Source organism: Amycolatopsis acididurans, from assembly GCF_012328925.1.
Classification (GTDB): Bacteria; Actinomycetota; Actinomycetes; order Mycobacteriales; family Pseudonocardiaceae; genus Amycolatopsis_E; species Amycolatopsis_E acididurans.
This window is the reverse complement of sequence record NZ_JAAXLS010000015.1, coordinates 18,666-33,649: the sequence shown is the minus strand read 5'-3', so window position 1 is coordinate 33,649 and position 14,984 is coordinate 18,666. Positions and strand designations below refer to the sequence as shown.

The window sequence follows — 14,984 nt, the reverse complement described above, 5'->3', positions numbered from 1 at the left end:
CCTTCAGGCAGGCAGGTAGATGGACTTGAGCTGCAGGTAACCGGCGAGTGCCTCGGGGCCGAACTCGCGGCCGATGCCGCTGCCCTTGACGCCACCGAACGGGGCGTTGAGGTCCACGACGTAGCCGTTGACGCCGATCGTGCCGGTCTGCACCTTGCGGGCGATCTCGGTGGCTCGCGCGGCGTCGGCCGACCACACGCTGCCCCCGAGGCCGTACTCGGAGTCGTTGGCGATCCGGACCGCGTCTTCGTCGTCGTCGAACGCGATGACGGACAGCACGGGACCGAAGATCTCCTGCTGAGCGATCGTGGAGCCGTTGTCCACATCGGCGAACAGGGTCGGCTCGACGAACCAGCCGCGGTCGAACCCGGCCGGGCGGCCGCCACCGAGCACCAGCCTCGCGCCCTCACCACGGCCCTTGGCGATGTATCCCTCGACGCGCTCCCGGTGCTCGGCCGAGGCCAGTGGACCGACCTGAGTGGACGGATCCAACGGGTCGCCGACCTGGAGCGCGCCGAGCCAGCCGCCGATCGCGTCGACCACTTCGTCGTAGCGGCTGCGCGGGGCCAGGATCCGCGTGCACGCCATGCAGGTCTGGCCGTTGTTGGCCAGCGACGCGAAGTACAGGCCTTCGGTCACCTTGTCCAGATCGGCGTCATCGAGGACGACAGCTGCCGATTTTCCGCCCAGCTCAAGGGAAACCGGCCGCATCAGGCGACCGCACTGCTCCCCGATCAGCCGGCCGGCCGCGGTGGACCCGGTGAAGGCGATCTTGTCGACGCCGGGGTGCGACACCAGGTACGCGCCGAGCTCACGACCACCGGGAACCCAGTTGAGCACACCGGCCGGAACTCCGGCCTCCGCTGCCGCCTCGGCGAGGACGAAACTGTCGAGTACCGTGCCCGGCGAAGGCTTCACCACGACACTGCACCCGGCCGCGAGCGCGGGCGCGATCTTGGTGATCGCGAGTACGACGGGGTAGTTCCAGGGCACGATCGCCCCGACCACACCGATCGCACTGCGCCGGACCAACGTGTCGAAGCCCAGCGGCGAGGGCCTGCGCTCCTCGAACTCGGTCGAGGTGGCCAGTGCGGCGTAGTAACGCAACAGCGCGACGGCGTACCCGCCCTCGAACTGTTCGCTCAGGCTCAACGGCATGCCGTTCTGCTGGCTCACCGTCCGGGTCAGCAGATCGGTGCGCTTCTCCAGCGCGTCGGCGAACCGGTTCAGGACCGCGGCTCGCTCGGCGGGTTCGGCCGTCGCCCACGGGGAATCGTCGAAAGCCTGCCGGGCGGCGCGGACCGCGCGGTCGACGTCGTCCTCGACAGCCTCCGGGACGCTGCCCAGCGACTCCTCGGTGGTCGCATTGACGACATCGATACGGCGATCCGATGCGGGTGTCGCCCAGCCGCCGTCGATGAACAAGCTGTCATACGCCACTGCCATGTTCCAGCTCCTTTGCTGTACCCCTCGATGTAACGCGTGCCCAGGAAGGTGACGCCGCTCACCGAGAAAACTATTGGGCGCCGGCGGGGACGAACAACACGTAGAAATACGGGGTTTTCGCGCCCGGGTATCGCCGGGGAAATCAGGTATTCCGTCCCTGTGAACGCGCACGACCGGCCGGGCACACGGAAGAACCGTGTGCCCGGCCGGTCGTGGTCGTATTCGTCAGGTGGCGTCGGTGGAATGGCCGGGGAAGACCGGCTTGCCGGGGTCGATGAAATGTGCGGCGTTGTTGACGGCGGTCGCGGCCTCACCGAAACCGACGGCGATGAGCCGCACTTTGCCGTGGTAGTCGTTGATGTCGCCGGCGGCGAAGATGCCGGGCACGTTCGTGGCCATCGACGACGCGACCGGAATGTGGCGCCGGTTCTCCACCTCGACACCCCAGTGGAGCAACGGGCCGAGGTTGGCGGTGAAGCCGAGCGCGGCGATGATCTTCTGGCACGGCACGGCGCGCACCTCGTCCCCGCACGTGATCTCCACGGACTCGACCGAACCGTTACCGACCACTGTGGACACCTGCGCGTCGGTGATGATCTCCACCGGACTCGCCCGCACCGCGGCCACCGTCGTCGGGTGCGCCCGGAACGTGCTCCGACGGTGCACCAAGGTGACTGATTTCGCGAGCGGCTGCAGAGCCTGCGCCCAGTCGAACGCGGAGTCGCCGCCCCCGACGATCACCACGTCGGCGCCGGCGTAGTCATCGAGTCTGCGCACGAAGTACGCGAGGCCGTCGCCGTCGAACGCGTCCGCGGCAGGCAGCGGGCGTGGCGTGAATGTGCCTATGCCGCCGGTGATGACGATCGCTTTGGCGGCGATTCGCGTGTTCCGGTGCGTCGTCACGGTGAACCCGGGTTCGAGCTGGTCCGCACGATGCCCGAGCAGGTAAAGCGGCTTGAACGGCTCGGCCTGCTCGAGCAGCCGCTCCACCAGCTCACGGCCACGCACCGCGGGAAAGCCGGCGATGTCATAGATCTGTTTCTCGGGGTACATCGCGCTGATCTGCCCGCCCGGTTCGGGCAGCGAGTCCACCACCGCGACCGACATTCCACGGAAACCGGCGTAGTACGCGGCGAACAGCCCGGTTGGCCCGGCACCCACGACCAGCAGGTCGACTTCGTGTTCCATCAGCAGCCCCGCGGTCACGCTGCTTGATTCCCCGGATACGCGGCCACCAGCTCGGTGTCCACACCGATGGGTCCCACGACCGCGGCGCCGCCGGGGGCGCCGATCGACTCGTCACGCCCGGGAAGCGGTTCGTTGAAGAACCGTTCACTGTCGGCGAGAAAGGCCTCCTTGTCCTTGGGCACCTTGCGGTCCTGCGAGATCGCGCTCACCGGGCAGGCCGGTTCGCAGGCGCCGCAGTCGATGCATTCGACAGGATTGATGTAGAGCTTGCGCTCGCCCTCGTAGATGCAGTCGACCGGACACTCCTCCATGCAGGAGCGGTCCATGATGTCGATGCAGGAGTCGGCGATTACGTACGACACAATGGTTCCTCGTTTATTTCTATTTCGGGATGACCGGGCGGATCAGATCGAAGTCGCCGCTGCCGGTTCGTTTGAGCCCTGGTTCGCCGGACTGTTGGTAGAGCCCGTCCGGGTCGTACACCTGGGTGTCCTGGTAGGGCCAGGGCCTCGCCAGCTCGTCCGCCTGTCCGGTGAAACGCAGGACCGCCATGCCGCTGAGACAGATGACGTAGGACAGCGCGATGATCGACCAGGCCACGACGAACTCGGTAAGCCGGGGAAACCGCACGAATGTCCGCACCTTGCGCGCGGCTCTGCCGTGCAGCGTGCGACCTTCGCTGTCCCGGTAGAACAGCAAAGATGTCGCCATGATCGTCAGTGGAAAGAGGATCGGCTCCCACAGCAGCTGCATCTGCGAGGTGTGGCCGGCGCTGACGAGCGGGCCCGGAGCCTGCGAGAAGATAAAGGCATCCGTCAGGATCCCGAGACGGAAGCCGCCCCAGTCAAGGGGAAGCGTGACGAGCTTGCAGACCAGCAAAAGGCTCAGCAATGGGTGCCGTTGCATCCAGGTGCCCGGCCCTTTGCGGCGGCGCGCGCGATCGCGCAGCTTCGTCCAGACCCAGTGAGCCAGCAGGGCCGGAGCGGTCAGCCACAACATGTACAGGGGCCAAAAGAAGACCGGCTCGAATGTGGGCGCGAGATCCGACCACGGGGTCGCACCGTGCGGGATGTGTAGGAAGCGGGGATCAGTCGGGAAGTAGCCGAGCCAGTTGTACAGCGGATCGAACGCCATCATGCCGCCGGCCGCGAAAGTCACGACCAGGCCGTTGTGCATTCGTCGCGCACGCCATGACTTCATACCGAAGACGATCAGCAGGATCGCCGCGCCACCGAAACCAATGGCCTGCCACAGTTGTGGCCAGTACTCGAAACCCAGCAGCGGTGGATTCGCCCTGGGGTAACCGTCGACCACGTGGGTCGCCGTGGGGTTCGAATCACGCAATGCGCCAGGACCGGTCTCTCCAGTCACGATCAGCAAGGTCATCAGCGACGCGAATGCTATGAACAGCACTACAAGCCACTTCCGCGATTCGGGTGGCTCGGCCGGCTCTCGTTGAACCGAATCGACCCCAGCGACGCTGGTTGTCGCCATCGTCATCTCCTCTTCGCCACGATCCGCATCTACCTCTGTTTGCCCTGTCATTCGATTTTTGCCAGATGTTCGACGTGTGGCAATACTCAGGCGCAAAACACGTATAAATACGGGGCCTCGAGGAGATGTGAATCCAGGTAGCGCACGGATTTTCCGCGGTCCAAACCAGACACTGCTCTTCGGAGGATAGGAGCGTGGGTGCGAAACCGCAGGTCGTCGAGCGTGGTTCAGCTACGTCGGACGGTGATGGACGACCCCAGGTGGACGGCTCCGCCCGCGGTGCCGTCGCATCCGCCACACGAATGTCCCGCTCCCGAGTGGGTGTGCGGGAAAAGCTGGACGTCGGTGTCCGCGTCCTGGCCCGGCGGCGTCACGGGCTGCCCGGACGATTCGAGCGCGAGCAACGCGGCCCCGTACGCCCCGGTGATCTGCGGATGCTCGGGCACCCGCACCTCGAGGTCGAGCGCCTGCTCCAGATAGCGCACCGCCGCGGGATTCCGGGCGACACCGCCGGTCATGACCACCGGTGCGTGGCGCCCGACCTGAGCCACCAACGCCAGTGTCCGTCCCGCGATCGCGCGGTGCACCGACGCGGCGATGTCCGGCGAGGGAAGTCCCTCCGCCAGCATGGAAACGATCTCGGTCTCGGCGAAGGTCGCGCACATACTGCTGACCTCGAGGTCCTGCCTGCCCCGCAACGCCAGCTCGCCGAGTCCCTCGATATCGCATTCGAGCGCCCGGGCCAGCACGTCGTAGAACCGTCCTGTCCCGCTCGCGCACCTGTCGTTCATGGCGAAATCGTCCACCAGGCCGTCCTTGTCGACGGTGATCGCCTTGCTGTCCTGGCCGCCGATGTCGATGATGAGCCTGACACCGGGGCACATCGCCGCCGTGCCACGCGCGTGACACGTGATCTCGGTGAACGTCCGGTGCGCGCCGGGCACGAGCTTGCGCCCGTACCCGGTCGACACCGTGCCCGCCAGGTCGTCTTCGACGATCCCCGCGTCGGCCAACGCGGCCTCGATGGCCTGGCGCATGCCTTGCCTGCTCACCGCACCCATCTGCACGACGCTGGATCCGGTGATGGTGCCGGCGTGGTCGACGACGACGGCCTTCGCGGTGGTCGACCCCAGGTCGACGCCCAGGCAGTGCCCGGTCATGCGATCGCGCTGAACCCGGCGGGCAACGACCCGCGCTGCCTGCGGACGTCGATCGCCTCCAGCATCGCCACCAGCCTGCTCTCCAGGATGCCGTCCTTGTAGAAGGACGCGTCCGCCACGTCCCCCTCGAAGAAGATGGACGGGATACCGAGCTTGTCCTGCGCCGCCTTGGCGAGCAGACGTTGCGGGCCGGTGAAGGCACGGCACGTGCGCGTGGAGTGGAAGACCAGGCCGTCGAGGTCGTACTCCTCGCAGTCCCGCAACGTCATGTATTCCAGCGTCTTGGCGCCGTGGTTGGTGGGGCACAACAGATAGTGCTGCGCCATCCCCAGGATCGGGTCCGAGGTGTCGATCAGGTGCGGCTCCTGCCAGAACGCGTTCTGGATGTAGCGGCCGGCCAGCACCGCCACTCCGTACTCGGCGAATTTCCGCGACAGGAAGCCGAGTTTGTTCCAGTTCATGATGCCGTCGAAGTACAGCCGGTACTTCTCGTCCTTGACCGCGGAGATTCCCTTGTCGGCCCGGTCGGAGATCTCGTCGCGCACGCCCGCGAAGTAGTCGACCAGAGCCTGGTTTCCCGGCAGGAAGTTGATCGGGGCGACGCTCGCGATCCAGTCCCAGAACGTCGCGGGCGCGGGTTTGGCCTTGCACAGATCCAGGCCTTCGCGGCGTAACTCCGCCGCGCGCTTGATGTAGGTCATGCTCTCGCACAGCGCGTCGTAGTCGAACGGACGGCCGCTCTGCTGTTCGAGGAAGTCGATGAGATTCCGTAATTGCTCGGCGACGAACTTCGACGCGTCCTCCCATTCCTCTCCCGTGAGGTAACCGGCGTCGGGCCGGTTGCCCCACAGGAACGGGTGGGAGATGTTGAAGATGGGCAGCTTCTTGCCGAAGACCCGGTAGGAAATACCGTCCCACTGCTGCCCGGTGCTGCAACCCGCGTAGTTGTTGACGAAGAAGTCCGGCGCGGGCAACTTCGCTGCCAGCACTTCCTGATCGTGCGCGCCGACCACGCCGGTCTGGTCGCCGTCGGTGCCCTGCAGGGTGAGCACGGAACAGCCCAGATGGGTGCGCGAGTAGGAGCAAAGCTCGGCGTTGTAACCGTATTCGGCGCCGGCCAGCTGCGCGGGCCCCTCCAGCCGCTGGGCGGCCAGCCGTGCCGCGAACGCCTCGCCGTGACACCACGCGAGCCCGGCCGCCTGGAACATGGGGTTCAGCGCGCCGCCGTTGTACCAGACGATCTGCTTTCCCCGTTCACGCGCGGTGAACAGATCGTCCCAGTAGTCCGAGATAAGCCGACCACCGACGCGGGTGATCCCGAGCCTGTTGCTCTTGTCCTCGGCGGGCTTCTGGATGGTTTCCTGCATTTTCGGCTCGTCTCCTGTCGGTCGGGTGTCAGACACGCACGGGCCGGCGCCGGCGAGCGCGCTCCACCAGCGTCTCGATCCGCGTACGGAACGACTCGAGCGGGATTCCTTCGTGTTCGGTTTCGATCTGCAGCTGCGGAATGCCTTCCGCGTCGAGACGTTTGCGCAGTTCCGGGTAATAGAGCATGTGTGGCTCGCAGAACTTCGGCATCAGGTGGATGACCGCTTCCGCGTCGCTGCCGCGAACGGCGTCCACGAGGTAGCCGTCCCAGTCGACGTCCTGCTGAACCCGTGTGGGGCACGGGATGGTGACATTGCGCTGGGCGTACCACTCCCCCAGCGCCTCCAGCGGGTCACCGGTCTCCGCGACATCGGTGGAGACGTAACGGCGGCCGTGGTAGAGATCGTCGTCGACGACCAGTGCCCCACTGTCCTCGATCACCTCGAGCAGCTCCCGCCGCGGCGCGTGACACAGGTGCCCGGACAGGTGCACCCGGACCCGGTCGTCCCGTTCCGACGTGCGCGGCTCCAGCAGCGCCTCCGCCAGCAGGGCCTGATGTTCGGCCGGGTCCATGACCATGCTCGAGGTGATGATGTCCTGCAGTGCGACGGGACCGAACGCGGCGTTGCCCGCGGTGCGCTCGTCGAGCAGACGCCGGATCAGCCTGCGGTCGCGGTTGTACGCGGTGATGCTGTCGCGGAGCGCGCCGGGCTCCACCGCCTGCCCGGTGAACTCCTCGATCTCCGCCCGGATCCGGCGCATCATCGACGAAACCTGGCTGCCGGCCCAGGAATCGTTCATGGACGTGTTGAGCATGCCGAGGAAAACGGTCGTGTCCGGTTTCACCGAGCGCACGATCTCGGCCGAACCGATCAGCTGGATGCAGTGGTCGGCCATGAAAACCCCGTCGTAGACGGCGAAGCGCCCGGTCGCGACCTGGTCCGCCAGATTGCGCGTGTAGCCGCAGTAGAACTCCGCGAGCAGCGCCCGGCCCTCGGTGACCGGCTGCTGATCGTCCTGGACGATCACCGGCAGCGCACCGGCCGCGTGCGCCAGCTCGCGCGGAAAGTTCATCGGAAGGATCGCCAGCACGGGACGGCCGGGGTGCCGGGACCGCCACTGCTCGATGTAGGCACGCGGATCGCGCGCCACCTCGGCCAGCCTCGACATGGCCAAGGAAGACGCTTCGGTCATCGTTGACGGTTCCTCTCGTCGGCTACATCAGATACTCTACGCGTCGTGAGACACAATCACAACTGACGTAAAGTTTTAAAGGCGTCCGAACAGGAGTCGAGGCATGCCCCCGATCGTCAACCGCTACACCCGGCTCACCGGCATCGAGCACCCCATCGTCCAGGAGGGGCTCGGGCCTTTCCGCACGCCGAAGCTTGCCGCGGCGGTATCCGAGGCCGGTGGGCTCGGCACGGTGTCCATGCCGGGAATGCCCGAGGACATCGCGCTGGGCGCCCGGACCTTCCGGGAGCACATCGAGGAGTGCGCATCGCTCACCGACCGCGTATTCGCGGTGAACATCCCCGTGGGAGTGGACAGCAACGGGGACGTGCTCCCCTTCACTGACATCTATATCCGGACCGCGCTGGAGGCGCGCGCGGCCGATCCGGCGCTCGAGCGGCAACTACGCGTGCTGACCACCTCGGCCGGTTTTCCCGGCGACTACATCCAGCTCATCAAGGACGCCGGAATGGTCCACCAGCACAAGGTGGGGGCGACCCGCCAGGCCGTGAAGGCGGCCGAGGCGGGCGTCGACGTGGTGATCGCCGCGGGTTTCGAGATGGGCGGCCACGCACCGAGCAAGGCCGTGCACACTTTCGTGCTCGTACCGAGCGTGACCGAGGCGGTGGACGTTCCGGTCCTGCTCACCGGCGGCGCGCGGGACGCCCGTGGACTGGCGGCCGCGCTGGCCCTGGGCGCGGAGGGGGTCGCCATGGGAACGCGCTTCATCACCAGCACCGCCAACTCCGACTGGCATCCCGCCTACATCCAGGCACTGCTGGACGCACGGGAAGGCGACGACGTGGCGTTCGACGGGGTCTACGGACCATGCCGCGGCCTGCGCAACGCGGCGTCACAGCGGCTTGCCGACGCCGCCGGGCGGCACGACGAGGCGGTGGTGGATCCGGTCGAACTCACCCGCTGGAAGATCGAATCGATGCAGCGGGCCCAGACCGAGGGTGACACGGAGAACAGCCTGGTGATGACCGGTCAGGTGGCCTCCGCGATCACCGACCTCGTCGACGTCGCGGAGTTCGTGCCCCGGATGGCCGACGAGGCGGCCGGGATCCTGCGCTCACTGGCGGCACGCCTGCCCTCGGGCGTCGGCGCCCCCTGACCGGTCAGTGCGCACCGTGGTGGTGTGCCAACGCGACTATGCAGGGCTTGCCGGCCTGATTGACACCCGTCACCTGAGTCACGGCCAGCCTGCGGCCGCTGCTGGTGACCTCGGCGCTGAACGTGGCGAGGTCACCGCACACGAGCGGCCGCAGGTAGCTGACGGTCAGCGAGGCAGGGATCAGCGGGCCCGCGACGGACTCGACCGCGCGGCCGGCCAGAAATTCGGCCAGCCAGAGCGTGATCCCGCCGTGCAGTGTCCGCAGTGGATTGACCAGATCGTCCTCAATGGACAACGAGATCCGGGCACGGCCGTCCGCGGCCGCCACGGTGCCCCCGACGGTGTCGGCCAGCTCTTCCGCCGACCGGCAAGGACCCGCGAAAGGAATCTCGCCGGGCCGCTCGGCGGGGTCCACCTCGATGAACCGGCCCCATTGACGGCACCGGGCGAGCGGCCGGCCGTGGGAGGTGGTGATCGAGCCCTCCGCGAGCCCCGTCCCCGGAGATTGGTGCACGACGCGCCCCTCGGCCGTCAACAGCGACCCGTCCGAGGGCAGCGGACCCAGGAAATCGAGCGAGATCTCGGTACTCACCGACCACCGGTCCGCGGGCGAGGACGCGATGAGGGCATACCCCAGCACGATGTCCGCGAGAACACCGACCGCCGCGGCGTTTCCCGGTCCCTTCGACCAGGGACCGGTGGTCATGACCCCCCGGTAGGCGTCCCCGTCGGCCGTCAAGTCTTCGACGCCGAACATCAGCTCGGGACCGCCGGGGCAAAACTCACGACGGTTGTGACACGAGGTCACCGTGTGCATTCAAGCTCCTTGGAATCGCGGTGTGCGGGTGGTTCAGGCTGTGTTGAGCTCGGCGAAGTGCCGTCGCACGATCGGCGCCCACTGTGCTCGCAACGCCTCGATCCGCCGGGCCACCCGCCTGCCGACCCAGTCCGGCAGAATGGCCTCGGGCAACTGGGGATCGACCCGCGGGAACTCCTGCCATTCGCTGATCAGGCGTATGTGCGTCAGGAGCGTCTCCCGCGGGTTCGCCGGGCGCATGGCGTCCATCGCCGTCCACACGGTCTCGTACTGGGACCGCAGTGTGGCCAGATCCCAGCCCCTCTCGACGATCTTGTCCTGCGGAATGCCCACCGCGTCCACGTTGCCGGTGAGAGCGAAGGTGTGCTCCGTGAGCTCCAGCTGTTCGAGCAGGCGCCCAACCTCGCCGGACCGCTCGACGTGGGGCGTCATCCACAGCCCTGGCGCCGGGTTGCCGAAGCCGGCCCAGGTGAGACCGGCATAGAGCGGCCTGCGGGTGCGGCGGAGCGTCTGGGGAATGATCACCCACAACGCCAGCCAGGTGCCGTCCCAGCTGGTGAACGGATCGCTGAGCGAGTACACGCGGCGGGAGCCGGTCTCGAAGATGTGGACCAGCTTGTCCGTGAGCGTCCAGCGCACCTCGCGCCCCTGACGCTCCGGCGTGATCCACCCCGACGCCGACGCACGGGCTATCGCCTGCCGGGCCGTCTGCGCCTCGATGCCCAGTCCCTGGAAGATGTGCACCAGGGTGGACGTCCACACCGGCTGCCCGGCAGGCCACACCAGCTCACCGAGAATGGTGATCAGCAGCGACCGCGCACTGGCGTTGGCCAATGCGGCGTCGGCGGACTCGCCTGGCGTCTCGACCGCCGCGGGCGTCGGCATGCTGGCCTCCTGAGGATCTGTCTGCGGGTCGGCTCCCGGCCCATCGGCAGCCTATCGACGCCGTTCCCCGACATCGGGCATCACCGTCCGCATTCTACGTGCAACCTCACCGGAGACGCGGTGTTGTAGACAGACAACACACCGAAGACGACCGCACGACTTCACCGGCTAAGGCTAGAAAGCGGCACATTCACTATTGCGGTCAGAACGATCACTTTACAACCCATGCAACACAAGCCACAATGTCGTCACACAAATGTTGGCCAGACCATTGGCAGGGTACGACCGAATATGTACACTTCGGTGACCCGAGTCACATCGATACAAAGGAGTAGCGAGATGGCCACCGTCCGGGCCCTGGAGACGTCGTACTGGCCCGCCGAGCCGGGAGACGTGCACGACACCACGGTGTGCGAGGCGCTCCGGCACGCGGCCGCGACAGTGCCGGACCGGGTGGCACTCGTCGACTGCGTACCGGACGCCGGCCCCCGGGAGAGCTGGACCTACGCCGAGTTCGTGGCGGACGCCGAGTGCGTCGCCCGTGCGTTGCTGGCCAGGTTCGCACCGGGTGACCGCATCGCCATCTGGGCACCGAACAGCGCGAAATGGATCATCCTGCAACATGGCATCGCCATGGCCGGAATGGTGCTGGTCGCACTCAACCCCGCCTACCGGGCAAGGGAAATGAGCTTCGTGCTCCGCCAGTCCGGAGCCACCGGGCTGTTCTGCCCTGACAACCACCGCGGCTTCGACATGCGGGGCATGCTCGACGATATCCGCCACGAGACATCCGAGCTCCGGGAAATCGTGACCTTCGACGAATGGGACGAGTTCCTCGGCAGCGCGGACCCGGACCGGGAACTTCCCGCTGTGGGGGCCGAGGACGTCGTCCAGATCCAGTACACGTCGGGAACCACCGGCTTTCCCAAGGGCGCGATGCTGCACCACAAAGGATTGCTCAACGAGGCAAGGCATGTCGCCGAACGCGCCGGGATGAGCGACGGCGGCGTCTACGTCAACGCGATGCCGATGTACCACATCGGAGGCGGTGCCGTCACGTCGTTCGGGGCCTGGGCCAAACGCGGCACTTTCGTGATCCTGCCCGGCTTCGACCCCGGGTTACTGCTGGAAGCACTGGAAACCTACCGCGGCACGCACACCCTCGTCGTCCCCACGATGCTGATCGCGATGCTCGACCACCCCGATCGCGCCCAGCGCGACCTCTCCAGCGTCCAGACGATCCTCAGCGGTGCGGCCTCGGTGCCCGCCTCGCTGGTGCGCAGGACACAAGAACTGCTGAACTGCCAGTTCAGCATCCTTTTCGGACAGACGGAGACGCATGGCGTCATCTGCCAGACCAGGGTGACCGATTCGCCCGAGGACCAGGCGGAGACGGTCGGCCAGCCGCTGCCACAACTGGAGGTCAAGATCGCAGACCAGGTCACGGGAGAGCCGGTCGCGCTGCACGAGACCGGCGAGATCTGTTGCCGCGGCTACCAGAACATGCTCGGGTATTTCGGGCAGGAGGACGAGACCAGCGCGACGATCGACGCCGACGGGTGGCTGCACCTGGGCGACCTCGGGTCGATGGACGAGCGCGGATTCGTCACCATCCGCGGCCGGATGAAGGACATGATCATCCGGGGCGGGCTGAACATCTATCCCGCCGAGATCGAGGCCGCGCTCGGCGATCACCCCGCGATCGAGTACGCCGCCGTGATCGGCGTGCCCGATGCCACGTGGGGCGAACAGATCGGCGCGGTCGTGACCGTACGGGAGGGCGCCGACCGTCCCTCGCTGCGGGAACTGACCGACTACCTGCGCTCGCAGATCGCGCCCCACAAGACACCGGTCTACTGGGCCTTCGTCGACCAGATGCCGGCGACGCCGAGCGGCAAGATCCAGAAGTTCGTGCTGCACGAACGTTTCGAGCAGGGCACGCTCCGCTTCGACGCGGTGCGCACGTCGGGCGGCACCGCGCAGCCGGCATCGGCTGCCGGCCTGCCCTGATCGATCCACGGTGCCGAACACCAGCAGGCCTCGCTGTCCGGTTCGGTGCACGGCGTGAACGTCGACCGGCCGGCCGGATACGCGGCGATCGCGGTGCCGAAGTCGTCGCGATGTCTCCGGGTCGTGTTCCCCGAGGTGTCGCACGTCAGCCGGCGACCGCAGCTAGAGCGACGTGATACTAGACATAACTTGATACTGAGTCTTGTCTAGCGTCATATGAAGTCTTACGCTGAATCCGTCCCGCCACTTCGCGGGCCGACCAGAGAGGACGTGCGCGACAATGACCGACTCCATCCCGAATGCCGCCGAGGGATTCGACTTCTCCGGCAGCGGAGTGCTCATCGCGGGCGGTACTTCCGGAGTCGGCTTGGCGACGGCTGTCGCGTTCGCGCTGGCGGGCTGCCGCAGGCTCATGCTGCTCGGCCGCAACGAAGAACGCGGTAAGCGCGCCGTGGACGAAGTTCTCGGTACTGTCACAGATGCGCGCGCGGAGTTCTTGCCGGCCGACGCCAACGATCCGGCGTCGGCCGCCGAAGCCGCCGCCGAGACCCACCGACGTCTGGGCGGAATCGACATCCTGGTCAATTCCGTCGTCGCGCCCTACCAGCCGACGCCCCTGCACGAGATCCCGGTCGACGACGTTCGCAACATCCTCACCCAGCAGGCGCTGGGACCGCTGCTGATGAGCAGGGCGGTGCTGCCGTTCCTGCGTGAGCAGGGATCCGGATCGATCATCAACATCGCCTCCGACGCGGCGAAGGTGCCGACCCCTGGCGAAACCTGTCTCGGCGCGGCGATGGCGGCCATCGTGACCTTCTCGCGCACCCTCGCGCTCGAGGCCAAACGCTATGGCGTGCGGGTCAACGCGATCACGCCGTCACTGATCGCCAACACCGGCTCCTACGACCGGGCCATGTCGCAGCCGTTCAGCAAGAAGATCTTCGAGCGGATCACCGGCCAGGCCCATCTCGGCCTCACCGAACCCGAGGATCTGGCCAACCTCACGCTGTTCCTCGCCTCTCCCCTGGCCCGGCTCATCACCGGGCAGGTCGTCAGCGTCAACGGCGGGATCTCGGTCGCCTAGCGGGGGCGGTTCGTCATCGGCCGCGAGCCGGCGGACGGTCGCACCCCGCCGGATGGCGGGCAATGGCCGCCATCCGGAGGGGCCCGCGGCCGACCACCGCGACGAAGATGGCGAGCACACCTCAACCCCCGAGGAGTCGATGATGACCATCTCCGTTCCCGACAGCTCCAGCGCCCCGGTCGGTCCCCCGCCGCCGTTCGACCCCGAACTCGTGCCCGCCCTGCGGATCATCAACGAGCAACTGCCGCCCGACCTGTTCGGCGACCCGGCGAACATCGCGATGGTTCGCCAGGACCCCACGGGCATGGCACGCGTAGCGGACGAAGAACTGTCCAGGGACGGAGCCTTCCTGGTCGAGGAACGCGCCGTGCCCGGCCCCGAGGGCGCCCCCGACATCACGCTGCTGATCTGCCGCCCGGCCGGCGCTACCGGCGCCACCCCGGTCATCTACCACACGCACGGCGGCGGCATGGTGATCGGCGACAACCGGCAGGGTGTGCCGGCGATGCTCGATCTGGCGCAGGAGGCAGGCGCGACCGTCGTCTCGGTGGAATACCGGCTGGCACCGGAAACCCCGCACCCCGGACCGGTCGAGGACTGCTACGCCGGACTCGTCTGGACCGCCGCGCACGCCGGCGAACTCGGTGCCGACCCCGGCCGGATCCTCGTGGCGGGCGCGAGCGCCGGTGGCGGCCTGGCCGCGGCGCTGGCCCTGCTCGCCCGCGACCGCGGCGGCCCCGCCCTGATCGGCCAGATCCTGATGTGCCCGATGCTCGACGACCGCAACGACACCCCTTCGGCGCGGCAGATGCGCGGCATCGGCGTCTGGGACCAGGCCTCCAACGGCGGCGGGTGGACGGCGCTGCTGGGACCGGCACGCGGCACCGGCGACGTCTCCCCCTACGCCGCCCCGGCCCGCGCGACCGACCTCTCGGGGCTGCCGCCCGCGTTCATCGACGTCGGTTCCGCCGAGACCTTCCGCGACGAAGCCGTCACCTACGCCAGTCGCATCTGGCAGACCGGTGGACGAGCCGAACTGCACGTGTGGCCCGGCGGCTTCCACGGATTCGAAGGGCTGGCGCCCCAGGCGACGCTCTCACACGACTCCGCGGCGGCCCGTCTGCCGTGGCTGCGCAGGCTATTGTCGAACTGAGGCAGGCGAAAGCCGGCTGATGCGCCGTC

Annotated in this window: 13 protein-coding genes; 4 read left to right on the top strand and 9 right to left on the bottom strand. The window is 67.5% G+C overall.

The window, feature by feature from the left end; all coding sequences use genetic code 11:
* Positions 1-3: 3 nt before the first annotated feature.
* The 7 genes from HFP15_RS21535 to HFP15_RS21505 all read right to left on the bottom strand — a co-directional run bounded on the left by HFP15_RS21535 (position 4) and on the right by HFP15_RS21505 (position 7,850).
* Complete coding sequence (locus HFP15_RS21535) at positions 4-1,446, bottom strand: aldehyde dehydrogenase (RefSeq protein ID WP_168518465.1); 1,443 nt, start codon at positions 1,444-1,446, stop codon at positions 4-6.
* A gap of 225 nt (positions 1,447-1,671) precedes the next feature.
* Positions 1,672-2,634, bottom strand: coding sequence for an NAD(P)/FAD-dependent oxidoreductase (locus HFP15_RS21530; RefSeq protein WP_168518608.1), 963 nt, complete (start codon positions 2,632-2,634; stop codon positions 1,672-1,674).
* Between the two features lie 14 nt (positions 2,635-2,648).
* Positions 2,649-2,996 (bottom strand): ferredoxin, encoded by a 348-nt coding sequence (fdxA, locus tag HFP15_RS21525; protein WP_168518463.1) that lies wholly within the window; start codon positions 2,994-2,996, stop codon positions 2,649-2,651.
* A gap of 19 nt (positions 2,997-3,015) precedes the next feature.
* The gene (locus HFP15_RS21520) at positions 3,016-4,128 is read right to left on the bottom strand and encodes a spirocyclase AveC family protein (RefSeq protein ID WP_168518461.1); all 1,113 of its coding nucleotides are present in this window, start codon (positions 4,126-4,128) and stop codon (positions 3,016-3,018) included.
* 227 nt (positions 4,129-4,355) lie between these two features.
* Positions 4,356-5,288 carry an acyl-CoA dehydratase activase gene (locus HFP15_RS21515; protein WP_168518459.1) on the bottom strand — a complete coding sequence of 311 codons (933 nt, stop codon included), beginning with the start codon at positions 5,286-5,288 and terminating at the stop codon, positions 4,356-4,358.
* Entirely contained in the window at positions 5,285-6,655 is a 1,371-nt protein-coding gene (locus HFP15_RS21510) for a 2-hydroxyacyl-CoA dehydratase subunit D (RefSeq protein WP_168518457.1), read from the bottom strand. The genes HFP15_RS21515 and HFP15_RS21510 overlap by 4 nt, the downstream gene beginning before the upstream one ends.
* A 28-nt stretch (positions 6,656-6,683) precedes the next feature.
* Positions 6,684-7,850 carry a 2-hydroxyacyl-CoA dehydratase subunit D gene (locus HFP15_RS21505; protein ID WP_168518454.1) on the bottom strand — a complete coding sequence of 389 codons (1,167 nt, stop codon included), beginning with the start codon at positions 7,848-7,850 and terminating at the stop codon, positions 6,684-6,686.
* Positions 7,851-7,953: 103 nt separating this feature from the next.
* Between HFP15_RS21505 and HFP15_RS21500 the strand changes: the two genes are divergently transcribed.
* The gene (locus HFP15_RS21500) at positions 7,954-9,006 is read left to right on the top strand and encodes an NAD(P)H-dependent flavin oxidoreductase (RefSeq protein ID WP_168518452.1); all 1,053 of its coding nucleotides are present in this window, start codon (positions 7,954-7,956) and stop codon (positions 9,004-9,006) included.
* A gap of 4 nt (positions 9,007-9,010) precedes the next feature.
* Here HFP15_RS21500 and HFP15_RS21495 read toward each other — a convergent pair whose 3' ends face one another.
* Entirely contained in the window at positions 9,011-9,823 is an 813-nt protein-coding gene (locus tag HFP15_RS21495; protein ID WP_168518450.1) for a PaaI family thioesterase, read from the bottom strand.
* Between the two features lie 33 nt (positions 9,824-9,856).
* Positions 9,857-10,708 (bottom strand): PaaX family transcriptional regulator, encoded by an 852-nt coding sequence (locus HFP15_RS21490; protein WP_168518448.1) that lies wholly within the window; start codon positions 10,706-10,708, stop codon positions 9,857-9,859.
* A gap of 339 nt (positions 10,709-11,047) precedes the next feature.
* On the opposite strand from HFP15_RS21490, the gene HFP15_RS21485 reads away from it, so the two are divergent.
* From HFP15_RS21485 to HFP15_RS21475, 3 genes are all read left to right on the top strand, one after another.
* Entirely contained in the window at positions 11,048-12,718 is a 1,671-nt protein-coding gene (locus tag HFP15_RS21485) for an AMP-binding protein (protein WP_168518446.1), read from the top strand.
* A 280-nt stretch (positions 12,719-12,998) separates the two neighbouring features.
* Entirely contained in the window at positions 12,999-13,802 is an 804-nt protein-coding gene (locus tag HFP15_RS21480) for an SDR family NAD(P)-dependent oxidoreductase (protein WP_168518444.1), read from the top strand.
* Positions 13,803-13,944: 142 nt separating this feature from the next.
* On the top strand, positions 13,945-14,955 hold the full coding sequence (locus HFP15_RS21475; RefSeq protein ID WP_168518442.1) for an alpha/beta hydrolase: 1,011 nt from the start codon (positions 13,945-13,947) through the stop codon (positions 14,953-14,955).
* Positions 14,956-14,984 lie beyond the last annotated feature (29 nt).